General features: G+C 71.3%; 22 protein-coding genes and 1 pseudogene. 14 read left to right on the top strand and 9 right to left on the bottom strand.

Annotated features, from left to right (window positions below):
- The first annotated feature begins 91 nt into the window (after window positions 1-91).
- Window positions 92-640, top strand: a complete 549-nt coding sequence (locus tag AS857_RS01180; RefSeq protein ID WP_063804129.1) for a DUF4232 domain-containing protein — start codon at window positions 92-94, stop codon at window positions 638-640.
- A gap of 113 nt (window positions 641-753) precedes the next feature.
- Here AS857_RS01180 and AS857_RS01175 read toward each other — a convergent pair whose 3' ends face one another.
- Window positions 754-1,059 carry a hypothetical protein gene (locus tag AS857_RS01175; protein ID WP_144440678.1) on the bottom strand — a complete coding sequence of 102 codons (306 nt, stop codon included), beginning with the start codon at window positions 1,057-1,059 and terminating at the stop codon, window positions 754-756.
- A 236-nt stretch (window positions 1,060-1,295) separates the two neighbouring features.
- On the opposite strand from AS857_RS01175, the gene AS857_RS01170 reads away from it, so the two are divergent.
- The 5 genes from AS857_RS01170 (at window position 1,296) to AS857_RS01155 (ending at window position 7,698) form a co-directional block, all read left to right on the top strand.
- Window positions 1,296-2,165 (top strand): universal stress protein, encoded by an 870-nt coding sequence (locus AS857_RS01170; RefSeq protein ID WP_058041188.1) that lies wholly within the window; start codon window positions 1,296-1,298, stop codon window positions 2,163-2,165.
- 260 nt (window positions 2,166-2,425) lie between these two features.
- Entirely contained in the window at window positions 2,426-2,956 is a 531-nt protein-coding gene (locus AS857_RS01165) for a hypothetical protein (protein WP_144440677.1), read from the top strand.
- 275 nt (window positions 2,957-3,231) lie between these two features.
- Window positions 3,232-3,357, top strand: coding sequence for a class III lanthipeptide (locus AS857_RS40565; protein ID WP_206329663.1), 126 nt, complete (start codon window positions 3,232-3,234; stop codon window positions 3,355-3,357).
- Window positions 3,358-3,457: 100 nt separating this feature from the next.
- Entirely contained in the window at window positions 3,458-6,181 is a 2,724-nt protein-coding gene (gene lanKC / locus AS857_RS01160; RefSeq protein ID WP_058041186.1) for a class III lanthionine synthetase LanKC, read from the top strand.
- Complete coding sequence (locus AS857_RS01155) at window positions 6,178-7,698, top strand: ATP-binding cassette domain-containing protein (RefSeq protein ID WP_216823928.1); 1,521 nt, start codon at window positions 6,178-6,180, stop codon at window positions 7,696-7,698. The genes lanKC and AS857_RS01155 overlap by 4 nt, the downstream gene beginning before the upstream one ends.
- Before the next feature lie 48 nt (window positions 7,699-7,746).
- Here the strand turns inward: AS857_RS01155 and AS857_RS01150 are convergent, their stop codons facing one another.
- The 3 genes from AS857_RS01150 to AS857_RS01140 all read right to left on the bottom strand — a co-directional run bounded on the left by AS857_RS01150 (window position 7,747) and on the right by AS857_RS01140 (window position 12,702).
- Complete coding sequence (locus AS857_RS01150; RefSeq protein ID WP_275477337.1) at window positions 7,747-10,752, bottom strand: LuxR family transcriptional regulator; 3,006 nt, start codon at window positions 10,750-10,752, stop codon at window positions 7,747-7,749.
- Between the two features lie 118 nt (window positions 10,753-10,870).
- A complete protein-coding gene (locus AS857_RS01145) occupies window positions 10,871-11,599 on the bottom strand; it encodes a transcriptional regulator (RefSeq protein WP_058041184.1) in 729 nt (242 codons plus the stop codon).
- Window positions 11,587-12,702 carry a sensor histidine kinase gene (locus AS857_RS01140; protein WP_216823927.1) on the bottom strand — a complete coding sequence of 372 codons (1,116 nt, stop codon included), beginning with the start codon at window positions 12,700-12,702 and terminating at the stop codon, window positions 11,587-11,589. Before AS857_RS01140 ends, AS857_RS01145 begins: the two co-directional genes overlap by 13 nt.
- 497 nt (window positions 12,703-13,199) lie before the next feature.
- Between AS857_RS01140 and AS857_RS01135 the strand changes: the two genes are divergently transcribed.
- Together AS857_RS01135 and AS857_RS01130 are read left to right on the top strand one after the other, a co-directional pair.
- Window positions 13,200-13,601 carry a hypothetical protein gene (locus tag AS857_RS01135; RefSeq protein ID WP_058041182.1) on the top strand — a complete coding sequence of 134 codons (402 nt, stop codon included), beginning with the start codon at window positions 13,200-13,202 and terminating at the stop codon, window positions 13,599-13,601.
- A gap of 269 nt (window positions 13,602-13,870) precedes the next feature.
- On the top strand, window positions 13,871-14,644 hold the full coding sequence (locus AS857_RS01130) for a hypothetical protein (protein WP_058041181.1): 774 nt from the start codon (window positions 13,871-13,873) through the stop codon (window positions 14,642-14,644).
- A gap of 171 nt (window positions 14,645-14,815) precedes the next feature.
- Here AS857_RS01130 and AS857_RS01125 read toward each other — a convergent pair whose 3' ends face one another.
- A complete protein-coding gene (locus AS857_RS01125; protein WP_058041180.1) occupies window positions 14,816-15,511 on the bottom strand; it encodes a type 1 glutamine amidotransferase domain-containing protein in 696 nt (231 codons plus the stop codon).
- A gap of 145 nt (window positions 15,512-15,656) precedes the next feature.
- Between AS857_RS01125 and AS857_RS40830 the strand changes: the two are divergent.
- Window positions 15,657-15,806: pseudogene (locus tag AS857_RS40830) on the top strand (LysR family transcriptional regulator); the annotation flags it as partial.
- A 110-nt stretch (window positions 15,807-15,916) separates the two neighbouring features.
- A complete protein-coding gene (locus AS857_RS01120) occupies window positions 15,917-16,480 on the top strand; it encodes a PadR family transcriptional regulator (protein ID WP_058041179.1) in 564 nt (187 codons plus the stop codon).
- 56 nt (window positions 16,481-16,536) lie between these two features.
- Here the strand turns inward: AS857_RS01120 and AS857_RS01115 are convergent, their stop codons facing one another.
- Window positions 16,537-17,535 (bottom strand): zinc-dependent alcohol dehydrogenase family protein, encoded by a 999-nt coding sequence (locus AS857_RS01115; RefSeq protein WP_058041178.1) that lies wholly within the window; start codon window positions 17,533-17,535, stop codon window positions 16,537-16,539.
- Between the two features lie 188 nt (window positions 17,536-17,723).
- Here AS857_RS01115 and AS857_RS01110 point away from each other — a divergent pair, with 188 nt between their 5' ends.
- The 4 genes from AS857_RS01110 (at window position 17,724) to AS857_RS01095 (ending at window position 20,252) form a co-directional block, all read left to right on the top strand.
- The gene (locus AS857_RS01110) at window positions 17,724-18,074 is read left to right on the top strand and encodes an ArsR/SmtB family transcription factor (protein ID WP_058041177.1); all 351 of its coding nucleotides are present in this window, start codon (window positions 17,724-17,726) and stop codon (window positions 18,072-18,074) included.
- 29 nt (window positions 18,075-18,103) lie between these two features.
- Window positions 18,104-18,667: a YbaK/EbsC family protein gene (locus AS857_RS01105; protein ID WP_058041323.1), complete on the top strand. Its 564-nt coding sequence runs from the start codon at window positions 18,104-18,106 to the stop codon at window positions 18,665-18,667.
- Window positions 18,668-18,859: 192 nt separating this feature from the next.
- Complete coding sequence (locus AS857_RS01100; RefSeq protein ID WP_058041176.1) at window positions 18,860-19,465, top strand: HdeD family acid-resistance protein; 606 nt, start codon at window positions 18,860-18,862, stop codon at window positions 19,463-19,465.
- 100 nt (window positions 19,466-19,565) lie between these two features.
- On the top strand, window positions 19,566-20,252 hold the full coding sequence (locus tag AS857_RS01095; protein ID WP_058041175.1) for a class I SAM-dependent methyltransferase: 687 nt from the start codon (window positions 19,566-19,568) through the stop codon (window positions 20,250-20,252).
- A gap of 92 nt (window positions 20,253-20,344) precedes the next feature.
- Here the strand turns inward: AS857_RS01095 and AS857_RS01090 are convergent, their stop codons facing one another.
- From AS857_RS01090 to AS857_RS01080, 3 genes are read right to left on the bottom strand one after another with little or no spacing between them, the layout of a single operon-like run.
- Window positions 20,345-22,411 (bottom strand): iron ABC transporter permease, encoded by a 2,067-nt coding sequence (locus AS857_RS01090; RefSeq protein WP_058041174.1) that lies wholly within the window; start codon window positions 22,409-22,411, stop codon window positions 20,345-20,347.
- 4 nt (window positions 22,412-22,415) lie between these two features.
- Entirely contained in the window at window positions 22,416-23,402 is a 987-nt protein-coding gene (locus AS857_RS01085; RefSeq protein ID WP_058041173.1) for an ABC transporter substrate-binding protein, read from the bottom strand.
- Window positions 23,399-24,259, bottom strand: a complete 861-nt coding sequence (locus tag AS857_RS01080; protein WP_058041172.1) for an ABC transporter ATP-binding protein — start codon at window positions 24,257-24,259, stop codon at window positions 23,399-23,401. The genes AS857_RS01085 and AS857_RS01080 overlap by 4 nt, the downstream gene beginning before the upstream one ends.
- Window positions 24,260-24,402: the final 143 nt, after the last annotated feature.

Genomic DNA, 24,402 nt, shown 5'->3' with positions numbered 1-24,402 from the left:
GCCGAACGCCAGCGCAAGCACCCAAACTGGCGCTCACAGCGGCACAGCGGCACAGCGGTGCAGATTGCGCAACCACTTGGAGAGCAGCCTCATGCATACATCCCGGACCCATACCACCGCCCTGACCGCTACGGCCACCGCAGCGCTGGCCATGGCCCTGGCCGCTTTCGGCGGCCCGGCCAGCGCAGCGCAGGACGGCGGCTCCGCCGGCACCCGCGCGTGCAACGGCGACGAGATGTCCTACTCCGTCCTGCACCGCTTCCCGCAGCAGCAGGGAGAGCACCTGCTCATCGCGGCGACGAACACGGACCCGCAGCCGTGCTGGCTCACCTCGTACCCGTCCGTCATCCTGGGCGATACCTCGAACGTCCTGCCCCACTCGGCCAAGGACGCCCCGGGCGGCGCCACCCGTATCACGGTCCGGCCCGGCGGCAAGGTCTACTCGGCCGTGAGCCTCTTCACCGATGGCGCCGGTGCCCACACCTCCCAGAGCTTCAGCATCGCCATGCGGGACGAGACGGGCGACACGGGCCCGGCGAGCGAGCTGACCTCCTTCGACGACAAGGACCTGCCGTCGAAGTTCACCTGGACCGACGCCGAGGTCACCAACTGGAACACCGCCAAGCCCTACGACTTCTGACCTCCCGGAGAGATCACGACGCGCGGCGCTCCCCCGCCCTCGGGGCACGTTGCCGCACGAACCCTCCAGGCGTCGCCCGGAGGGCAGGGCGTCGTACCGGCCGTTCCGTTCTGCTAAGCGCGGTAGTACAGATGCCACTGGTAGTCGTACTGGCCGGGGTGCCTTTCCTCGCGCTTGCAGCGGTACTCACGCCATTTGTTGTCCTTCTTGCCCTGCTCGCCGGCCTTCTTGCAGGCCGCCTCGTCGTCGTACCAGGCGCCCGGCTTCCAGTCGGCATGCGCCTCCTCGCTGGGAGCGCTGCTCGCCGGGGGCGGGGACTCGTCCGACGGAGCCGCGACAGCCGCCCCCGCCGTGCCGGCGAACAGCAGTCCCGCCGCCACCGCCACCGCCGGGGCGAGGCGGAAGTTCCTCGATTTCACGGGTTTCCCTCTCTCGTTTTCAGCCTTCGCCCTGATAGTGGGCTCGGAACCGCGCCCTCGGAAGCCGGTGGCCCGGGCGTGCGGAGGTGGGGTTCCCCGCGCTTCCTGCGCGGGCGGGTTCGAACCTCACGCGGCGTGGGGAGGCGGGGGTCGCCGGGCGTCCCGTGACGCAATCACCGATGAAGCAGGATCATGGGCAGAGAAGGGACCCTTTTCTGCGCGAGGCGGTGGGAGAGATGGAGTTTCCTCTGGTCGTCGGTGTCGACGGCTCCGACGGCAGCCTCGCGGCGCTCGACTGGGCGGTGGAGGAAGCGGCTCGCTTCGGGCTCGCCCTGCGCGTCGTCCACGCCTCGCTGTGGGAGCGCTACGAGGGGCCCGTACCGTCGTTCAGCGGTGAACGGCCCGCGGACGACCTCATGGCGGAGCGCGTCATCACCCTGGCCCGGCAGCGCGCCGGACAGCTGTACCCGGACCTGAAGGTGGATGCCGTGACGGTGCCGAGCGATGCGGCGGATGCGCTCGTGGCAGAGTCACGGCAGGCAGCCGCGCTGGTCACCGGTTCCTCGGGGCGGGGAGTGCTCAGAGGAATGCTGCTGGGGTCGGTGAGTCTCGCCGTGGCGGGCCGCGCACACTGCCCGGTCACGGTCGTACGCGGAGAGGAACGCAACATACGCGGCACGGCCCACAAGGTCGTCGTCGGCGTCGAAGAAGGGGCGGAGGCGGCCGCCGCCGTGCGCTTCGCCCTGCGCGAGGCCGAAGGGCGGGGATGCGAGGTCGAGGCCGTACGGGCCTGGCGCGCGCCGCAGCAGCCCACGGACCCGCTCATGGTCCTGGACGACAGCGTACGCGTCTACGCGGATCAGGCCACCGACGTCCTGGAGGAGGTGCTCGGCGCGGCACAGAGCGAGTACCCCCAGGTCACGATCCGACGCACGGTCGTCGAGGGTCCCGCCCACAGGGCGCTGCTCGGGCCGTCGGAGGACGCCTGCCTGCTGGTGCTGGGCGCCTCCCGGCGGCAGGACCACCGGGGACTGCACCTGGGCCGGGTCAGCCACACGGCGCTGCACCACGCGGCCTGCCCTGTCGCCGTCGTCCCGCACGGGTGAGGAGCAGGTGCCGGCTCACGTTCCGGCCGTGCGATCCGTAGCGCATGAGAACGGCGGGTGTACCCCGCGCGTACACCCGCGCCCAGCGGCCCGCAGGTGGAGATACCGTCCCTTTCACGCCGCACACACATGAGCGAATCTTCATGCTTTGTTGTGAATAGATGAGGGTTGAGGCTTGCGCCAGCCGATCCGGGCAGGTGTGCAATGCACGCGCCTGGCGCGTGGTACTGCCGACCGCGGAGGGAAAGGGAAAAGGGACCATGGCAACCGATCCCGCTACCGGACTCCAAGGGATTGACCCCGGCGTCTGGGACCAATTGGCCCGAGCCATCAACGAACGGAAGAAGGACGACGAGCCCGACACCACCGCCGAGGAGGTGAAACAGCGCTTCATCTCGGAGGCGCAGCGCTTCGAGGCCGAGGGCGTCGAGCCACCCACGATCATCAAGTCGGTGTCAGGCGAGAGCGACAGGTGGGAGCCCTGGGAGTTCCAGGTCATCGGCCCCATCAGCGTCTACGGCGGCCTCGAGTTCAGTGGCGGCAGCGAGTGGACCGTGCGCGCGGAGGTGGGAATCAAGCTCTCCGGCAAGGTGATCTGGTCGGAAGGCTTCCACCTCACCTCCAAGATGAACAGCGTCAACTGGGAGAAGCGCCTGGGGGTCGTCTGGGGCAAGCTCACCGTGGGCATCTTCGGTGACAACAAGTGCCTGAAGGTGACGGGCGAAGGCTGCTACTGGTGGGGCAAGTGGCGCTGCGCGGGCTTCGACGAGACGCTCGGGTGTTTCGGCTGACGGACATCGTCACCCCCTTGAGGAGTACCGGGTGGAGGGGTTCTCCTGCTCCGGCAGGAGAACCCCTCCACTTGTGCGCGCAGGAGTGGTGACCACCACCATTCACCCCACCGAAAGGGCCGGCTTTCCGTGGGGGCGCGGGCCGGGATTGTGCGCGGGCAGCACCCATGTACGAGTGACGCGGATGGCGTTGAGTGAGGCGTGCCGATCGGCCGGTACGGACCCGACTTCAGCCGTGCGTTCCGCGCACTCGACCCTCCGAGGAGGTGATCCGGATGAGCGTCCTCAAGCTTCAGAACATGGAGGCCCGCACCACGCAGAGCGCTGCTGCCACCGTCAGCCTGACGAGCAGCGGCAGCAACTGCTGCAGGTCCATGGAAGACCCGGGTACCCCGGAGTGACCTGACGGATCCGTGCGGGGGCCTGCCGAGCCTCCGCACGGACTCCGCCGTTCCCACCGGCCGCTGCGCCCGCGGCCCTCGCACGATCACAGAGGCTGACATGCGCAACGAACGATGGGTCTACCGCTTCCTCTTCGCGTGGGACAACACGCTGTTCTTCGACCCGCTCGACGTCTCCTACGAGCCGAGTGCGGACCACTTCCTCGCCGGGTTCGACGAGAAGTTGCGGGCCCGGTTCGTCCGCAGCGGCATCTGGTGGAGTCACCGGCACGACCCGGACCTGCCGGCGCAAGGCTGGAAGATCCACGTGTCGTCGGGCCACCGCCATGTACGCGAGGTCGCCGCCTCGGTGATCGGGTACCTGACGGAGCACGCGATCGACTTCAAGATCGCTCTCGACCTCAACGTCTTCGAGATGCTCAACTCCAAGGCCATGTCCCGGGGCAGCGGCGGCAAGCTCGTCACCGTCTACCCGCACGATGACGACGAGTTCAGGGCGTGCCTGGCCGGCCTGGCCCGCCTCCTGGAGGGCATGGAGGGAGCCTACGTACTGTCGGACCTGCGCTACCGGGACTGCAAGGCGCTCTACTTCCGCTACGGCCAGTTCCTCGACACCCACACCGTCGACGTCCTCGGGCGGCGCCTGCCAAGGATCCTCGGACCGGACGGCCCCGTCCCGGACGACCGGCGCCCGGGGTACGCCCACCCGGACTGGGCGCCCTGGCCGTTCGGCGACTGGAAGCCCGCCGACGAGGACGAGGCGGATGACGGGGACGGCCTGCTCGGCGGCCGCTTCCGGGTGACCGGAGCGCTCCAGTTCTCCAACAGCGGCGGCGTGTACACCGCCGAGGACACGGAGGACGACGACCGGCCGGTGGTGCTCAAGGAAGCCCGCCCCCACACCAACCTCAACCCCCGCCGGGACCACGACGCGGTGGACATCCTCGACCGCGAGTGGATGTTCCTGAACCGGCTGGCCGACGTCGGCGCGTTCCCCGCTCCGGTCGCGAGGTTCCGCCATTGGGAGCACCACTACATCGCCGAGGAGTTCATCGACCGCACCGACATGCGCTCGGTGCTGCTCGAACACAACCCTCTCGCGCGACCGGGGTTCGACGTCGAGCGGTCGCGCGAGTACCTGCGGATCTTCCTCGCCGTCTTCCGCGGGCTGGCGCGCGCGATCCGGGCCGCGCACGACCGTGGTGTGATCCTCGCCGACTTCACCGCCGCGAACCTGCTCATCGACCCGGACACCCACGAGGTGACCATCGTCGACCTGGAGGCCTGCCGGCTGGCCGACACCGATGCCGGCGAAGCAGACCTGAGCAAGCCCGTCGAGCTGTACACACCGGGGTTCAGCCTCTCCCGCAACCGGTTCAAGGCGTACGGGCCGGAGGGCGACCGGTACGCCCTGGCGTCCACCATGGCGTACTTCGTCTTCCCGATCGCGGCGATGTCGTACCTGCGCGAGGACGTCCTCGACCTGTACCGGATCTTCATCACCGAGGGTCTGGGCTGGCCGGAGCGCGTTCACCGGCTGATCACCGACCTGGCCCGGAACCGCATCGGTCTCACCGGCGTGCTGGAGGCCCTGGAGGACGAGGCGGACCTGCTCCGCCAGGTCGAGGCGGCACCACCGCGCCCGGTCGTCGAGGAGCGGCTCGGGCTGGTGGACGCGGAGGCGGGGGTGGCCGCGTTCGTCGAGGCCGTCGCCGACACCGGCCGGGACACGCTCTTCCCCGTGGACCCCTTCGCCCACGTCACCAACCCGCTGAGCCTGGGCTTCGGGGCGAGTGGCGTCCTGTGGGCGCTGAACGCCTCCGGCATCACGATCCGGCCCGAATGGCGCGACTGGCTGATCGACAGACTGGCGGGCATCGACGTGGCGCGGTACCCGGACGGCCTCATGAACGGCCTGTCCGGCATCGCCTGGGCCGCCGGCTCGCTCGGTCTCGGGACGCAGGCCAGGGAGCTGCTGGCCCAGGCCAACCGGCGCGCGGTGGAGAAGGGCGACCACACCTTCTACTACGGCCTCGCCGGAGTGGGGATGACGAACCTCCGCTTCTTCCTGCGCGGCCAGGACCCGCGCGATCTGGCCGCGGCCCGGGAGTGCGCGCGCGTGCTCTGCGACACGGCGCTGCGTGACGGCGGGCGCGCCCACTGGCTGAACGAATTCTCCGCCAAGGGGCCGCTGACCGGCCTGGGCTTCGGGCAGGCCGGTGTCGCGATGTTCCTGCTGCGCATGCACCAGATCATGGGAGAGGAGCACTACCTGCGACTCGGGCGGGAGGCTCTCGCCTGGGAGATGGCCCACGCCAAGCCCATCGACGGCAATGGCAACGGCAACGGCAACGGCAACGGCAACGGCCCGATCATGTTCGAGCACGAAGGGACCATGGAGCCGTACGTCGAGGTGGGATCCGCGGGCGTGGCGCAGGTGCTGCTGCGCTACGGGGACCACGACGCGGCACGCACCGTCCTGCGCGGCCTGGACGTCAGGTACGCGGTGCTGCCGGGGTACGGCTTCGGCATGAGCGGGGTCGCGGACGCCCTGCTGGACGCGGCGGAGTTCACCGGCGACCGTTCGTACCGCGATACGGCGCTGCGCCAGCTCAACTTCGTCCGGAGGGTCTTCCTCTTCGAGCCCGCCGAACGCTTCGCGCTGCCGCGCGAGGACGGCCGGACCCTTCTGGGCCTTCCCGGTGAGGGGCTGCTGCGCTGCTCCACCGACTACCTGACCGGCTCGGCGGGCGTGCTGCGGGTGCTCCATCGCGTGAACACCGGTGGCACGGCCGACTTCCTGCTGGACGAGGTCGGGCGGTGAAGCAGCTGTGGCACACCCTGCGGGGTCGCCGCGCTCCGTACGCGGTGATCCTCGTCGCCGAGGCGGGCATGAGCGGGCTCGAGGCCCTGCTGCACCCGCTGCTGCTGAAGGCCCTGTTCGACCAGGCGATCCTGACCGCCGACTTCGGGCGGTTCCTCGTCCTCGGTTTCGGTTACCTCCTGCTGGGGCTGGCCCTCAACGGCACGGGGTACTGGATCGCCTGCCGCCGCAAGCGGTTCGAGAACGCGTTCATGCTGGTGCTGGAGACGGAGCTGCTGGGCCGCACGCTGGGCCTGGACGGCCGGAAGGTGTCGGAGGCGGGCAACGCCTCGTACGTCAGCCGCATCCACAACGACGTCTCCCAGGGCGTCCTGCCGGCCGTCGACGTCTCCCTCCGCATCGCGCGCCAGGCGGTCACATCGGTCGTCTTCCTGGGTGTGCTGGTGTACCTGTCCTGGCAGGCCGGCCTCATTCTGCTGGTGATCGTGCCGCCGCTGGTGCTCGTCAGCAACCGGCTGGGCAAGCGGATCGAGAAGAACACCGGGCCCGAACGCGAGGCGGAGGCGCGCTACGTCAACGTGCTGACCCGGACGCTGGAGGCCTTCCCCGCGCTGCGCGGTCTGCCGTCGCTGGTGCCGGGCACCCGCGCGGCGAACCAGGACGCTTTGCGCGGATTCCTCGGCATCACCTTCGTCAACTTCCGTCTGTCCCAGAGCCAGCGCACCCTCAGCGACCTGGTGATGAACCTGTCGGACACCGCTTCGATGGTCATCGGAGCCTTCTTCGTCTTCTCCGGGCGGATGTCGTTCGGCAGCTTCCTCGCCTTCGTGAACTCGCTGTGGCGGGCGGTGACCGGGATGTTCGACCTCATCAACATGATCCCGCAGGCCCGCCGGAGCACCGCCGTCCTCCAGCGGATCGAGTCGCTGCGGGACTCCCGGGAGCATCCGTACCACGACGAAGGTGCCCTGGTGCAGATCCGCGGGGCCCGGGTCGGCTACGGAGACGGGGCCGAGGTGTCGATCGACGGGTTCGAGCTGCGCGCCGGCGAGCACGTGCTGCTCCGCGGTCCCAACGGCTGCGGGAAGACCACGCTCCTGCACATCGTCTCCGGGACGCTCGCCCCCGACGCCGGGTCGGTCACGCTGCCGCCCCGAGTCGCGAGCCTGACCGCGCCGGTGAGCCTTCCCCCGCTGCCGGTGCGCGACCTGGTCCCCGACGAGCGGCTCCGCGCCGCGATGGACCTGGCCGGGCAGGCCGACCAGCTGCCCTCTGAGCTGTCGTCCGGCCAGCGCCAGCGGGTCGGGATCGCCGCGCTCCTGTGCGAGGACGCGGACGCGTACCTCGCCGACGAGCCGTTCGCGAACCTCGACGAGCACGGCAAGGAGCTGGTGTTCCGGATGCTGCGCGAGCGGACCGGGGGACGCGCCCTGCTCGTCGTGCACCACGGGGACGAGGAGCTCGACGACCGCTTCGACCGGGTGGTGACCTTGGCCGGGGCCGCCGCGCTCCCCTAGGTCCGTCCGGCCGGGGGCGCGGAAACGCACCGCGCCGGACGGCAGGCCTTACGGAACCAGATCGCGGGTGGCGGTGGCGAACGCCCTCCGGTTCGGGTGGCCGGTCTTCTGGAGGAGGCTCGACACGTGCTTCTCGACGGTGCGCGGCGAGATGTGCAGACGGCCGGCGATGTCCTTGTTGGCGATCCGTTCGGCGACCAGCCGGGCCACCTCGAACTCGCGGACGGTGATGCCGCAGCGGCGCAGTTCCGGCGGCACCTGCTCCGTACCCGTGCGCCGTTGCCGGACCGAGGCGCCCATCCCGCGCAGCAGGGCCCGGCTCGCACCGGCGACCGCCGGGAGGCCGGCTCCGTGAAAGTACTCCTCCGCCTCGCGCAACCACTCGACCGGCGCGCCCCAGCCGTCCTTGTGGGCCGCCTGCGCGACCAGACGCAGACCCAGGCGGCGCGCCATCGGGTAGGGTCCGGCCGCCTCCAGCGCCTTGCCCGCGGCGGCCGTCGCCTCGTCGGAGCGGCCCTCCCGGCCGAGCAGCACGGCGTGGGCCAGGCCCGTGAACTGCTGGTTCCAGCGGGTCCCGCCGACGGTTGCCTCCACGGCGTCGGTGTGGTGCCCCCGGCCCATCCGTCCTGCCAGGACGCCGAGGAGCAGGACGATGCCGTGTTTCCCGAAGTCGCCGGTCGCGGGGTTCTCCGCGTCGTAGGCGAGCGCCTGCGCGAACTCCTGCCCGGCGGCTTCGCGCCGTTCCTCCAGCAGCGAGCAGAACGCCCGGGCCGCCCCGTAGGCCATCGCTCGCAGGCCGGGCCCGGCGTCGACGAGCGGAGCCAGTCGCTCCAGCGCCTCCTCCATCTCGGCGCGCCGACCCTGGTGGGCGCACCGTACGGCCTCGACGAGCCGCATCATGGCCAGGGGCCGGCCCAGGCCCAGCCGTTCCGCATCCGCCGCCCCCTCGCGGATCCGGTCCCGGGCCGCGTTGAACTCACAGCGCCGGATCCGCTCCAGCGCCAGCACGTAGCCGGCTTCGTGCGCCAGCGGCCGCAGGCCCATCCGCAGGGCCTCCTGGCGGGTCTGCTCGACACGGGCCGGCCGGCCGTCGAGGCTCGCCGTGGCAGCGGCCAGGTACACCTCGGCGGACATGCGGTGCACGGGGAGCCGGTGGGCGAGGGCGATCGCGCGGGCCTGTATGAAGTGGGCCGTCGCCATCAGCTCGTCCTGTTCACGGGTCAGCTGCCCGAGCAACAGCAGCGCCCTGCAGGCCGCGTCCGGCAGTCCTACGTGCTGGGCGGTGTCCAGGGCCCGGCGGGCGAACCGGGCGGCGGTGCGCAGCCGGCCGGGGGCGGGCCGGCCGAGCTCCACTCGGGCCGCGGTGATGTCCACGAGGGTGGCGTGGTCATCGGTCGGGTGGCTGCCGAGCAGCCGGCGGGCGGTTTCCAGGTGGCGAAGGGCTTCCGCGGGGCGGCCCATGAGGGTGGCGATGTCGCTCAGGCGGGCGTGGAGCACGGCACGTCGCGGAGTGGGCATGCCGTGCTCCCCACTGGCGAAGCCGTCGGCCTGCAGGGTGTCCAGGACGGCGGCAGGAGCGGGCAGCAGGTCGACCCGTCCCGAGCAGGCGACGGCGTCGAGAAGCCGCTCCAGCACCGTGGCGCGCACCTCGGGCGCGGTATCGGGCCCGAGACGGCGGTGGGCCCGGGCCAGCAGCACCGCCGCCCGTTCCACCGTTCCCTCGCGCATCGCCCGCCCCGCCGCCTCGCAGTACAGGCGGACGGCCTCGCGGGTGTCGCCGGCGTGCTCGTGCAGCCGGGCGGCGTGTGCGCACCAGGCTCCGGGGAGTCCCGGGTGGAGAGCGGTCAGGGCGTGCACCGCCCGCCGCGCGTACCCGGCACGCTCACCCGGCCCGAGGCCGTCCAGCAGGGCCACGGCCGCCAGCTGGTAGCGGAAGGCGTACCACTGGGTACCCGCGCCGTCGGGCGTGATCAGGCACGAGGCGACCGCGGCGCGCAGGAGCGCGGACAGCTCCCCGTGGTCGCGGCCGGTCGCGTGCTCCACCACCGGCAGCGGGAAGCGCTGACCGAACAGGGCGGCCATGCTGAGGAACTCCACGCCGAGCGGGCCGAGCTTCTCGGCCCGGCGTCTGACGTCGTCCGCGACGATGGCGGGGACGGCGGAGGGGACGGGCGGTGTACGGGTGTCGTGGACGGCAGGGCCGCCGGCGAGGTCGTGGACGAGTTCCTTGGCCACGAACGGGATCCCGCCGCTGCCTGCCACGGCGCGCTCGACGAGTTCGGGGCAGACCTCTGCCGGGGCGATGCCCAGCTCGGTCGCGACGAGCAGGTGCACGTCGCGACGGCTGAGGGGACGCAGGTCGAGAACCTCCGCGGCCCCGCGCCGGTGCGCCCGCGCGACCAGGTCGGCCGCCGCACAGGGTCCGCGCCCCGCGATGAGCAGGAGTGCGGCCGGCTGGTGGCCGACGTGGTCCAGGAGGTATTCGACGACCGCCAGCGTCCCGGCGTCGGCGTCGTGCAGGTCGTCGAGGACGAGCAGGCAGCCCCGCCGCCCTCCGACGACGGCGAGCAGGCGCAGCATCGTTTCGGCGACCACGATGGGCGACGCCGTGCCGGGGCCCGTGTCGTCCCGGGTGTCGCCCAGCAAGCGGGCCAGGACCGGCCCGTAGCCGCCGAGCTCCTCCGGGTCCGGCAGCAGGCCGGCGCGGGCCAGCAGGAGCAGCGCTTCGACCAGGGGCCGGTACGGGACGGGCGAGCCCACCGCGCCGGCCCGCCCCCGTACCGTGATCATGTCCGCCTCGGCTGCCGAGGCGAGGGCCTCGGCAGCGAGCCGGGTCTTGCCGACGCCGGGCTCGCCGGTGACGACGAGTGCGCCGCCCCGCCCGGACCGGGCGGCGGCCAGCAGGGCCAGGACCCTTCCCATCTCGGTTCGGCGGCCGATGAGTTCCCCTCGCCCCGTGTGAGGGCCGCCTCCCGGTTCCGCGGCGGTACAGGCAGTGCGGGCAGTACAGGCCGTACAGGCGTCGTCCGGCAACGCCGGCCAGTATTCGGACACCGGCTCGTCCCCCTCCCGGCGGGCCGTCCGAGGCGCCGCCCGGGGATGAGGTTATGGAGGGCGCGAGCGCCTCTGAAGCCGTCTGTTTGGGGGGCTTGCGCCGGGGGGTGCCGGGGGGTCAGCCCCCCTCGAGGCTGTCCTCCCGCACCCGCCGGGCCAGGTCGAGCTTCGTGTACGTGGGACGGCCCGCCTGCTGGTACTTGGCCTTGACCCGGTCCAGGTAGTCCTTGGCCGTGTGGACCGTGATGCCCGCGCGCCGGGCTGCGGACTTGAGGGTCATTCCGGAGGCGTAGTCGAGCAGGATCTGCCGCTCGCGGGGCGAGAGCCGGGGGCGGGCGGGGCTGTTGTCGTAGGCGCAGGCGAAGGCGAGTTCCGCGGAGTGGGCGCTGCGGCCCTCCGCGAGGTCCTTGACGGCGGCGACGAGCGTCGGCAGGTCGTGGTCCTTGGTCAGGTAGCCGTCGGCACCGGCACGGATCGACTCGATGATCGCGGAGCGGTCCGGCACCGTGCTGATCATCAGGACGCGGCTCCCGGTGTGCAGCAGCCGCCGGATGTTGTCGGCGGGGGCGGAACCGTCCCGCAGCAGGAGGTCGAGGAGGACGACGTCGGCCGGGGTGTACTCCGGCCGGCCGGAGCCGTACGGAGGGTGCGCGTCGCCGGGACGGTGACCTTCGTGTGCACAAAGACCATTGGGTGGAAGGTAGGCGTCCGGCCCGCCGAGGAGTTCCCCGACGGTGGCAGCGGTCGCCACGAGCCGCAGCTCCGGTACCCGGCCCAGCCAGGCCCGCAGGCCGTCCAGGAGCATCCGGTCGTCGTCGACCACCGCGACCGTGATCACCCGGGCCATCTCAGCTCCACGCGTACGCCCTCGCCGGGGGCGGTGTCCACGACGGCCCGGCCCCCCACCTCCGCCATCCGGCCGTGGACCGAACCGCTCAGTCCGAGGCCGGGCTCGTACCGCTCGAGGTCGAATCCGGGCCCCCGGTCGACCACGGTGACGACGGCTCCCCCGCCCCCGTCCGGGTCCCCGGTCGCGGTGAGGTACGCGTGTCCGGTGCCCGCGTGCCGTCGTACGTTGTTGAGCGCCTCCCGCACGGCGGCGCCGAGAGCGGCGGCGACCTCGGGCGGCACCTGCGGCAGGTCGTGGTACTGGGCGGTGACCCGCAGCTGAAGGCCTTCGACGGAGCCGACCGCCTCCTCCAGGGCCGTTCCGATCTCCCGGTGGTGGACCTCGTCGGCGGTCTGCTGGATCAGCCGGCGCAGGTACGCGGCCTCGCGGGCGCAACGTTCCCTCACCTCGGGGGCGTTGGCGTCGATGCCGCCGGCCGCCAGGGTGGTGAGCGTGGCGAGGACGGTGTCATGCAGGGCCCGGTGGTGTTCCAGCCGCTCGGCGTAGCGCGCCTTGTGCGCCTCGGCGGCCAGCGCCCGGGCGTTGGCCGTGTCGAGGAGGCGTCCCTGGCGCAGCAGGTACCACCTGAAGGCCCAGGTCAGCACGGCCGACGACACCAGCGAGTTGAGATGGCCGACGATCACGGCGGGGCTCGCGTCCACCGCCTGGTAGCCGATGAGGTGGGTCGCCACGAGGAGCGCGACCACGGCGAGGGCCTGGAGCCGTTCGAGGGCGATGGCCGCGACGGCGCTCGCCGACCCACCGAGCAGCATCGCCCAGCCGATCGTGGCGGGCTCGCGCACCCCGCCCCAGGCGCACAGGGCCAGGGGCAGCACGCACCCGGTCACGAGGACGTCCGCCCAGATGTGCCGCCGGTCGAACCAACCGCGCCGCAGAGCCGTGCCGTAGACGAGCACGCTGACGCCCAGGGCCACGGCGAATCCCACGTACTGCAGGGGAAGGTGCGACCGGCGTTGGACGACGGCGAGGACGCCGACGGTCAGATGGCTCCCCCGGTAGAGCAGGGTGGCCACGATCATGAAGGATTGGGCCCGCTGCAACCCCGACCCCACCTCGGTCGTCCCCTGCCGCCGCAGTACTCGCATGCGCCGTATCGGTAAGGACAGCACTGCCAAGACCACACCCCCCGTAGCGGTGGCACCGCGGGACCCCGGAGCCGTCCCGCGCGGAACGAGGTGGGGCCACACAGCCCGCAATTGCCAGTGACATCGCGCATTTTGCCGCAGCAGGTGCACACCAAGAAGGCGCCGGCATGACTGCTCACGGGCTTGGCCGAGTCATTACCTCTGCTGGCCGGAAAGCGCTCTATATCGGAGTGGCACTCCATGAGCACGGCACGGGCGCGTTCCCCCGACTGCACCCGATCGACGGCGACTTCGTACGGTCGGCCTCGTACGGCGGCCGGTCCCCCGCCGATTCCCGCAGGCGCAACCGAGGCCCGCCAGTGCGCCAGTCATCGGTGACCACCGGGATAGTACAGTCGGAGGAAAGCAGGCAAAACAGGCCTTCAACCGGCCCGAACGATCAATCCGCCGCGATGGCGGTCAAGGAGATTACGTTGCACCCTCCGCACATCCCGATAGGCACGTGGTGGATCATCGCCTCTATCGTGACAGTGCTGCTCCTGGCCGTCTGCGTGCCTCTCGCGCCCACGCGGGACTCCAAAGTCAAAGTGGCCTGCATCCCTCTCCTCGGAGTGGTTTTCCTGGGAGCAGCCGCCGAATTGAGGGAACATGACCTCGAAACAGCGCTGTCCATGTATTCCACGGCAACGCTCGCGTTTCCTCTCGGCCTCGCCGGACGCGGCAAAGAAGTGAGGAAGGCGTTCGAGGACGAGAAGTTGTTCGGAAAGCCGAGCCCGCAGCCCAAGCTGACCAACCAGCTCCTCACCGCGGTCTGCGGGATGCTGCTCGTCTGGGTGTGGCTACGCTGGGGCTGACGCGCGAACGCCGCGGTCCCGGCCACCGACGGCTCAACCGGCCCCGAACCCGGCCATGTTACGAGCATTACAGTTCTTTGACTTCTTTTTGACCATCGGTTGCCGGTAGCGTCCCGTCCTGGTCGGTCATGCCGATCAAGGCCGACCCGCGTCCGGAGGTCCCGCGCGGAGACGTATCCGTGCCCAGGTCACTCGGGCGTCCGCGGGCGGCCCAGCACGTCATCCAATCGTCGGCTCCCAGGAGCCGTTGGACGTCACCGGAGGATGCAATGCCTTCTCGTATCGCCGCAGCCGTCGCCACGTGCGCGCTGAGCCTCGGGGCCCTCGCCTCGGGTGCAGGCGTCGCAACAGCGGCTTCGTCGGCCCCCGCCGCCGGAGCCGCCGGCAAGGCGCCGTCGCTCCAGGCGGCGATCACCGCGCGCGCCGCGGCCGTGGACCGCTGCAGCTACCAGGTGGTCCGCGACGACGACTCCCGCTACGTCTACTCCGTGAGCGGGGTCTTCGGCGGCGCAGTCCGCGAGCTGCCGCTCCAGAAGGAGGACTTCGTGAGGTTCGCCGGCCAGTGGCGCAAGGTCGCCCAGGTCGATGCGTGCGCAGGCGGACAGAGCCAGGCCCCCACCGCGCTCCGCATCACGGGGAAGCTGGACAACCCCGATGGTTACGACCCGTCCGTGCCGCGCACGATCCGCAGCAACGACATCAAGCCCGCCGCGGCCTCGGTGATCCCGAAGGCGCCGGCGGTGACGTCGGTCAACCGCCTCGACGCCGCCACCGTCCGCGTCAACTGGACCCCTGCACAGGGCAGCCCCGACCAGGTCATGCTGATGGAGCGCAAGCCCTTCTACAGCAGCGAGATCGGCATATGGCACCCCTACACCTTCCAGCGGGACGCCCAGAGCGGCACCACCTCGATGGACCGCAAGCTGGAGCGCAGCTCCGACATCCCCGCTTCGGTCCGGGCGCACGCCTACTGGATGCGCGTGGCCAAGGACGGCTTCGTCAGCGACCTGCGCGCCGAGAAGCCGACCGAGGTCCAGCCGTAGCCACCTGCTGACACCTTTCGCGATCCGCGATCGCTCCTCCCCCACCCGGCTCGACGCCTTCGGCACCCTCGACGCGCCGAGCCGGGTGCGGTACGGCTGTACGCGCAGTGCCACCGGTGGCGAGCTCCTGTGTACTGAAGGGTCCTGGCCGACGCGCGTCACGGCACCGGGTCAGACCAGCTTCTTGAGGAGTTCGGCTGCGAGCCGGGCGGAAGACGCCGGGTTCTGGCCGGTGACCAGGTTCCGGTCGACCACGACGTTCGGCGCCCACGGCTCGCCCTCCTGGACCTGCACGCCGGCCGCGGTGAGGCGGTCCTGCAGCAGCCACTCGGCCCTCTCGGCGAAGCCGGCCTGGGCCTCCTCGGCATTGGTGAACCCGGTCGCCCGGTAGCCGGCGAAGACGTTGGAGCCGTCGGCACGAGTGGCTGCCAGGAGCGCGGCCGGGGCGTGGCAGAGGACGCCGATGGGCTTGTTCGCCTCCAGGGCCAGGGTGAGCAGCCTGCCGGAAGCAGCGTCGACGGACAGGTCCTCCATGGGGCCGTGGCCGCCGGGGTAGAAGACGGCGGCATAGTCGCCGATGTTCACGTCCTCCAGCCGGACGGGCTGCCGCAGCTCGCTCATCGCGGCGAGCTTGCCGGCGATCGCGTCGGCGGCCTCCGGGCCGCCGTTGGCCTCCGGCGCGAGGCTGGCCCGGTCCACGGTGGGCACGACGCCGCCGGGGGTGGCGACGACGATCTCGTGGCCGGCCGCCTTGAACGCCGCGTACGGGACGACGGCCTCCTCGGCCCAGAAGCCGGTGGGGTGCTTGGTGCCGTCGGCCAGCGTCCAGTGGTCGGCGCCGGTCATCACGAAGAGGATTTTCGACATGGTGGTGTGCTCTCCCAAGCTGCGGGCCCGGTGCCGGGCACCGGGTGGTTCCGGCCGCACTCCCCGACGCTCCGAGTCCGGATCGTGGGGGCGGCGATGCCTCGACCGTAGGCTCGCCACTCATGGGAATCCAATAGGCGTCGCGGAGCTGGCCTCGGGCGCCCTGGTTCTGCTCCACCAGCCGGACGACCCGCCCATCAACACCGGGTTCCTCGTACAGCGCCCCGGCTCCTCCGGCAACCCTCATGTGGCCCTGCTCCGCGACCACCTTCTGAAGGCGGCACGTAGCTGGTGACGGCAACCCGAACCGACCCGCCATAGTCATGAATAAGAGTAGTCATCTTCATGAATACAATGGACGGCATCCGGCGGCGAACGGCAGAAGCGCATGGAGGAGGCCACTCGATGGCACTACGGCACGCCGTGCTGGCCGCCCTGCTCGACGGCGAGCTCAGCGGCTACCAGCTGGCCAAGTCCTTCGACCTCGGCGTGGCGAACTTCTGGCACGCCCAGCCACAGCAGCTCTACGCCGAGCTGAGCCGTCTGGAGAAGGACGGGCTCATCACCGGCAGGGAAGTGGTCCAGGAGAGCCGCCCCAACAAGCGCCTGTTCCACGTCACCGAAGCCGGCCGGGCGGAACTGACCCGGTTCGCCGCCGCCGGCGCCAAGCCCTCCCTCATCCGCGACGACCTGCTCGTCAAGGTCCAGGCCGCCGACCACGTCGACGCCGGGCCCCTGATCGCACAGCTCACCGAACGCGCCGCCTTCGCCCGGGCCAAGGTCGATCTGTTCACGAAACTGCTGTGCGACATGCGCGGCGACCGGACGGAGGAGGACTTCCTGCGCCACGGTGACCGCATCGGCCCCTATCTGACCTGCCGGCGCGGCCTGGCCTTCGAGGAAGGCAACCGCGACTGGTGCCTGCACACGATCGCAGTCCTCCGGGAACGGCAGCAAGCAACGAGGTGACCGGCTGACGACACCGCCCGGGCCCGGGCATGCGGTGAGGAGGGCCGGCGAGGCCGTCAGCGGTCGACAGTGACGACGATCTTCCCCACCTGGGCTCCCGCTTCCATGTAGCGATGCGCCTCGACGATGTCGTCCAGGCCGAAGGTGCGGTCCACGACGGGCCGGAAGGCACCCGTCTGCAGGCCGGAGGCGACGAAGGCCTCGGCCCGGCGCAGCCGCTGCGGATCGGCGGTCGTCTCGAAGAGGGTGAAGGTGCGCATGTTGAGCGCGGGCATGCCGAGTTCGAACCCGGGGTAGGGCGTCGGCTCGCCGCTCAACGCGCCGTACAGGAAGAGCGTGCCGCCGGGGGCGACGGTCTTGGCCAGGTCCACGACACCGCGGCCGGCGACGGCGTCGAAGACGAACTCGGCACCCCGCCCCCGGGTCAGGTCCAGCACTCGCTCGACGACGCTCTCCTCCTCGGTGACGATCACCTCGGCCGCGCCCGCCTCGAGGAGGGCGTCCCTCTTGGCGGTGGTGCGCGTGGTGGCGACGGGCACCGCGCCGACGCGCCGGGCGATCTGGATCGCGGCCAGGCCCACGCTGCTGGACGCGGCAGTCAGCACGACCGTGTCCCCGGGACGCATTCCGCCGACCTCGACCAGTGCCCCGTAGGCCGTCAGGTACGGCATCCACACCGCGGCGCCCTCGACCGCACCGAGCCCGTCGGGGCGGTGCACGACCGCGGCCGCGGGGACGATCGCGCGGTCGGCGTAGACGGCGTAGTCGTTCATCGAGAACGCAGGGACCACGCTGACCGGCTGGCCGACCGCGAACCCCGTCACTCCCGCCCCTACGGCCTCGACCACTCCGGCGGCCTCGGCCCCGAGCCGGGCGGGGAACTCCTTGGCCGACTCGATGTAGTGGCCGCTGCGGAAGAGCACCTCGGCGCGGTTGAGGCCGATCGCGTCGACGCGGATCAGCAGCTCGCCGGGACCGGGGTCACCGACCTCCACGTCCTCCAGCCGCAGCACCTCGGGCCCGCCGTGCTCGTGGAACCGCACTGTTCTGGCCATCACGCATCCCCCTCGGATCGATGACGGCGACGCGGATACGCGCCGTCATGCCTCACTCAAACCGAAAGTACGACGCCTGTCAAACTTTGATGGGTGTCATACTTTGACGCATGTCGTAAGACACGACCTGCAGGACACCAGGACACCAGGACACGAACAGCAGGACGCGGACAGGAGGTCGGCACACAATGGCAGTTGCGCGTCGAAGCGGGCAGGGAAGCAAGCAGGAGCGCGTCCCACCCCACCCCGACATCCGGACGATCAGCCTTCAGCAGGTGCTCGAAGCCCTCGCCGACCCCGTACGGCGCCGCATCGTCCGCGAGTTGCACGCGGCCCACCAGGACCTCACCTGCGGCGCGATCGACCTGCCGGTCAGCAAGTCCACTGCCACCCACCATTTCCACGTGCTGCGCGAGGCCGGCCTCATCCGCCAGTACTACGTCGGCACTTCCCGCATGAACGCACTGCGCAGCGACGAATTCGACGAGGCCTTCCCGGGCCTCCTGAGCACGCTGATGGCGCAGCGCGATCAGGAGTAGTCCGGCTCACGGCCTACCATGACCTCGTGATCCGTTCTTCGCCGACCGCTCCCTTCGGCCGCTTCGACGAGTGCTGGCAGGCCGTCAGCCGACCCGACCTCCTCGCGAAGCCCGTGGCCACAGCACTCGAGAAGTGCGGCGACGCCGGGCTCGTCGAGTCCGTGCTGGTCGTCGACACCGACCCGGAGGTGGCCGACACGGCGGCCTTCAGTGCGGCGTACGACGTCCCGCTGGAGCTCTCGGCGAACTGTGTCGTCGTCGCCGCCAAACGCGGCCAGGCGGTGACCCACGCGGCGTGCGTCGCCCTCGCGAACACCCGCGTCGACGTCAACTCGGCGGTACGCAAGCGCCTCGGCGCCCGCAAAGCGTCCTTCGCCCCGATGGACACGGCCGTTGCGGAGACCGGCATGGAGTACGGCGGGATCACCCCCGTCGGGCTGCCGGAGGACTGGCCCCTGCTCGTCGACGAAGCCGTCGCCTCCGCTCCGTACGTCCTCGTCGGCAGCGGCGTGCGCCGGAGCAAGCTGATCCTCCCCGGTGCGCTCCTGGCCCGGCTCCCGAACGCCGAGGTCGCCGCCGGGCTGGCCCGCTGAGGACGGCCGGCCGGCCTGGCCGGCTTGCGAAGGTCTCTGACCGGTGGGCCGGGCCCCGGTCGCCTTCCAGGACCGTGACCCGCGCCGCTCGTACGCCGTACGCCTGCGGGCCGGGCCGCCGTCTCCTCGCGTTGTCGCCACGGGGACCGTGTGCGAACCTGGACGGAGGAAGATCAAGAGGGATGCGATGCCATGACTTCCTCATCTCGCGAATTCCACGGGCTCCACGAACCCCATGGCCTCCACGGTGGCCTCAGTCTCTTGGCGTACGCCGGCTGGCAAGTGCTGCTGGGCGCGGGCATCGCCGCGATGGCTCTGGGAGCCATCGTGCTCGCGTGGCCCGAAGCCTCGCTCATGGTCGTCGGCGTCCTCTTCGGCCTGTATCTGCTGGCGATCGGCATTCTGCAGCTCGTCGGAGCCTTCGCCGCCCACATTCCCGGCGCACTGCGCGCCCTGGGCTTCGTCAGCGGCGGCCTGTGCGTACTGCTCGGGCTGGTGTCCTTCCGGGGCCCCGCGCAGTCGATCCTGCTGCTCGCCCTGTGGATCGGTTTCGGCTGGTTGCTGCGCGGCGTGGTGCTGGCGGGGGTGGCGCTGTCGACGAAGGACCTGCCGGCCCGGGGCTGGCAAGTGTTCGTCGGCCTCCTCAACGTCGCCGCCGGCGTCCTGATGATCGACCTGCCCTTCGGGTCGATCGCCGCGCTCACTCTCGTGACGGGGATCTTCCTCTTGGTCATGGGCGTGTTCGAGGTGTTCCACGCCGTCCAGCTGCGCAGCCACCTCAAGAAGGCATCGGGCTAGGGGGATCCGACAGCCGGGGAGCGTGAAGCCCGGTCGAGTTCGGGATCGTCGATGTCGACGTGGTCTTCCGCCGCCTTTTCCCTCGTGTTCCGATGGGTTCATGACTCACACAGCGCGCGAGGGATATACGGGGAGCGGCCCGGGGTCCATCACTCCGGACGGGTGCCCCGTCGAGCTGTACCTGCGGCTTCCGGTGGGCGACGAGCCCGGCGTCGTCGAACGTGCCGCCCCGGCCGGGGCCGGCGTCCTGGAGCTTGGCTGCGGGCCGGGCCGCATCACGCGTCCTCTGCTCCGCAGAGGTTTCACGGTGACCGCCGTCGACGAATCACCCGAGATGCTGGAGCACATCCACGGTGCTCGCACCGTCTGCAGTCCGATCGAGACCCTGGATCTCGGCGAGCGCTTCGACGTCGTGCTGCTGGCCTCGTTCCTCGTCCACCTGGCCGGCCCCGGGGTACGTGACGGACTGCTGCGGGCCTGTCGGCGGCATGTCGCGGACGACGGCTGCGTGCTGATCCAGCGGGAGGCCGCGGACCGGCACGAGAACCTGCCGCAGGAGCGGGAGATCGAAGGCGGGTTGATCCGGGTGGTGTCCTCCGAGCCTGTGCGCCCGGGCGTACGGTCCGTCCACGTCGAGTGCGTCTTCCCGGACGCACGGTGGACCCAGACGTTCCTGTCCTGTCCCCTGACCGACGAGGAGTTCGAGCACGCCTTGGCGCAGGCAGGGCTCGTGGTCGACGGCTACCTCACCGAAGACCACACCTGGGTCCGCGCCCTCCCGGTCTAGGCCGGGCGCCCTGCGTTCTTCCGGACAAGCAGGCGCCGGGGAACCCTCTTCGGGTTCCCCGGCGCCATTCGGTTGGTCGTGGCGTACGTGTCCTAGCGGCGGCCCCGCATGAGCAGGTGGAGGAAGTACGGCGTGCCGATCACCGCGGTCATCAGGCCGGCGCCCAGTTGGGCCGGTGCGATGACGGTGCGGCCCAGCATGTCTGCGGTGCAGACGAGCAGAGCGCCCAGGAGTACCGCGACCGGTACGACCCGGGCGTGCCGGCGGCCCACCAGGGCCCGGGCCGCGTGCGGTGCCACGAGGCCGACGAAGCCGATCGTGCCCGCGGCGGCCACGGCGGTGGCGCTGAGCAGGACGCTCAGCGCGAGGAAGCCCAGGCGGCCCCGTGCCGGATCGAGTCCCAGGAGCCTGGGGGTGTCCTCGTCGAGCGAGACGAGGTCGAGTTCGGTGCGGCGCAGCACCGCGACGATCACGCCCACGGTGAGCACGGCCGCGAGCGGCGCGACGTCCGGCAGGGTCCGCCCGTAGGTGGAGCCCGAGAGCCAGGTGAGCGCCTTCGTCGCGTTGAACGGGTCGGTGAGGACGATGAGCATGCTGATCAGTGCGGAGGTCCCGGTGGCCATGCCGAAGCCGACGAGGACGAGCCGGTTCTGCCGGAACCCGCCTCGCGCGGCGAGCCCGAAGACGACGACGGCACCGATCGCGGAGCCCGCGAAGGCGGCGCCGGCGAGGCTCCACGAGCCGGCCGACGGCACCGTCGTCACGAGGAGGACGGCGCCGAGCGCGGCCGCGTTGGAGACGCCCAGGGTGCCGGGCTCCGCGAGCGGGTTGCGGGTGACGGCCTGGACGAGCGTCCCGGACAGGGCGAGGGCCGCGCCTGCGAGGAGCGCCGCGAGGACCCGGGGCACGCGGGTGTCGAGGATGAAGCCGACGGTGCGGCCTGCATTGCCCTGGGCCCAGTTCACCACGTCGCCGAGCAACAGCTTGCTGTCGCCCAGCAGCACGGCGGCGACGGTCACGCCGACGAGTACGACCACCAGGGCGGCCGTGGTGGTGAGGAAGACGGCCCTGCTCCTGAGGCGCAGCCGTTCGGAGGCGGTGGCTCCCGCGGTGTCCCGGACCCGGGTGGCCATCACGATGAGGAACACGGCGCCGACGAGGTTGGTGGCGACGCCCGTCGGCACGGCGACCGCGACGTCCGCCGGCACGATGGTGCGCAGGAGCACGTCCGAGCCGAGGACGAGCACGGCACCGGCCAGGCCGGTGACCGGAAGGCTCGCGCGCGCCCGGGTGAACGCGCGGGCCCTGCGGGCGAGGGGACGGATGAGGGCGGGGGCGCACAGGCCGACGAAGCCGATGGGTCCGGCGAGCGTGACGGCCGCCGTGGAGAGCAGCGCCGCGAGCACGACCACGGTGATCCGGGTGGCGCGGACGGGGACGCCGACGCCGCGGGCGGCGTCGTCACCGAGGGCCAGGGCGTCGACCCGGCGGGCGACGAGGAGCAGCCCGACGAGACCGGCGAGGGCGACCGGTGCCATCTGCAGGACGCCGTCGAACCCGTTCTGGGAGATGCTGCCCTGGTTCCACTGGAAGAGGCCCTCCGTCTGGTGGGGGAACAGCAGGAGCAGTCCCTCGGTGACGGCGGTGAGCCCCAGGGTGAGGGAGCTGCCGGCGAGGACGAGCCGGACGCTGCCCGCGCCCAGGCCGGACAGGCTGAGCACGACGGCCGCTGCGACGAGGCCGCCGGCGAAGGCGACGGCGGACGAGGCGAACAGCGGGAGCGAGACGCCGGTGGCCGCTGCCAGGCCGAGGGCCAGGTAGGAGCCGGCGTTGACGGCGAGGGTGTCGGGCGAGGCGAGGACGTTGCGGCTGACCGCCTGCAGGGCGGCGCCCGCCATGCCGAGCACGGCCCCGACGAGCAGTCCGGCGGTCATTCTGGGCAGCCGGGAGGAGACGACGACGGAGGCATCGGCGGGGTCGGCCCGGCCGGTGAGCGCCTTCCAGACTTCGGGCGCGCCGACGGCGGCGGTGCCTTGGGTGATGTCGACGAGCGCGAGGGCCGCGACGAGGAGGACCAGAGCGGCCGTCACCGCGGCCGCGCCCGTCCGGGAGGCGGCCGCCGACGGACGGGTGGCGGAAGAGGATGCGGTGACGGCCATGGTGCTACTTCTTCTTCAGCGCCTCGACGACGGCGTCGACGTACTTGTTCATCGACTCGGGGCCGCCGAACATCCAGATGCCGTCGGGCAGCCGGTGGACGTTGCCCTTCTCCACGAACGGCAGGGAGGTCCAGGCGGAGTCCTTGGCCAGGGCGCCGGTGAACGGCGTGCTGTTCTTGTCGCCGTCGCTGCCGATGTAGGCGAACTGCACGTCCTCGCCGAGCTTGGTGAGGCCCTCGACGTCGGTGGAGCCGAGGCCGTAGCTCTCGTCGCCCTTGACCGACCAGGCGTTCTTCAGGCCGAGCTTCTCGTTGACCGCCCCGATGAGCGAGCCGCTGGTGTACGGCCGGATCGTGACCTGGTTGGAGACGACGTAACCGTCGGCGAAGGCGTACTCCGCCCCGGCGCGACCGGCGTCGGCGAGGGCCTTCTTCCCCTCGTCGAGCTTCGTCCGGAACTGCTTCTTGAGCTCGTCGGCCTTCTTGGTGGTGCCGGTGGCCTGGGCTATGAGGTCCAGGTTCTTGGTCATCTGCCCGATCGGGTCGGACGCGGCGGCGGCCCGCAGCTCCAGGACCGGGGCGACCTTGCGCAGCTGCTTCAGGGCAGCGGCCGGCAGGTCGTTGGTGGCGACGATGAGGTCCGGCTTCAGGGCGGCGATGGTGTCCGTGCTGGGCTCGCCACGCGTGCCGATGTCCTTGGGGTCGTTCTTGAGCGGAACGGCGGTGTTCCAGGTCTTGTAACCCTTGACGTCGGCGATGCCGGCGGGGTCGACGCCCAGCGAGACCAGGTTCTCGACGACGTTCCACTCGGTTCCGACGACCTTCTTGGCCGGGCCCTCGAGCTCCACCTTCGCGCCGGTGGCGTCGGTGAGGGTGATGCGCTCGGCGGTGTTCTTCTTCTCGTCGTCGGCGGCGGGCTCGGTCGTTCCGCAGGCGGTGAGGGTGAGGGCTGCGACGGTGGCGGCCGCTGCGGTGATGAGGAGGCGTCTCATGAGGTGGTGCTGAGCCTTTCGCTTCTGGTGTGGTGCCGGCCGATCGCGCGGGTGCGGAGGCGGCCTGTGAGGGGGTCGGTGTCGACCTCGATGCGGATGCCGTAGGTGTCGGTCAGGCGCTCGGGGGTCAGGACGTCTTCGGGTTCGCCGTCGGCGATGACCCGCCCTGCGCGGAGCAGCACGATCCGGTCGGCGACGGCCGCGGCCTGGTCGAGGTCGTGCAGGACGGCGCCGACGGCTATCCCGTGGTCGTCGGCCAGGTCGCGCATGAGGTCGAGGAGTTCGATCTGGTAGCGCAGGTCGAGGTAGGTGGTGGGCTCGTCGAGGAGCAGCACGCCGGTCTCCTGGGCGAGGCAGCCTGCCAGCCAGACGCGCTGGAGCTGTCCTCCGGAGAGGTGTTCGGCGCCGCGCTCGGCGAGTTCCGCGACGCCCGTCATGGCGAGCGCGCGGTCCACGGCGTCCCGGCCGTCCGGGTCCGTCCTGCCCCAGCGGCCCCGGTACGGGTAGCGGCCGAATTCGACGACGTCCCGTACGGTCAGCCCGCTGGGGGCGGGGCGCCCTTGGGTCAGCAGGGCCACGCGGCGCGAGAACTCGCGCGGGGACAGCGCGAGGCCGTCGGTGTCGGCGTCGATGACGAGCGTGGCGGTGCGGGGTCGCTGCAGCCGCGCGATGGTGCGCAGCAGCGTCGACTTCCCGCTGCCGTTCGGGCCGACCAGGACGGTCACCTCGCCGGGGCGCAGCGTCAAGGACGCGTCGTGCACGACGTCGGCGCCCTCGTAGGCCACAGTGACACCCGTGGCCGACAGTTCATGACCGCGGGGGCGTCCGGCCGCGGAGGTCTCTTTACCGACATTCACGCCGCGAAGGTTAGCCTAACCTTAGGGCGTGCCGATAGGCGCCCCCAGCAGTCGGACACAAGGCGAAAATTCGCCATATTCGGGGAGGCCGTGGTCACGGCATGCCAGACCCTCCACCCGAAGAAGACCGGCCACCACCTCGC

The organism is Streptomyces roseifaciens, from assembly GCF_001445655.1.
In the GTDB taxonomy this organism is placed as follows: Bacteria; Actinomycetota; Actinomycetes; order Streptomycetales; family Streptomycetaceae; genus Streptomyces; species Streptomyces aureoversilis.
The sequence above is the reverse complement of the archived record's forward strand: the minus strand, read 5'-3'. Positions and strand labels throughout refer to the sequence as shown.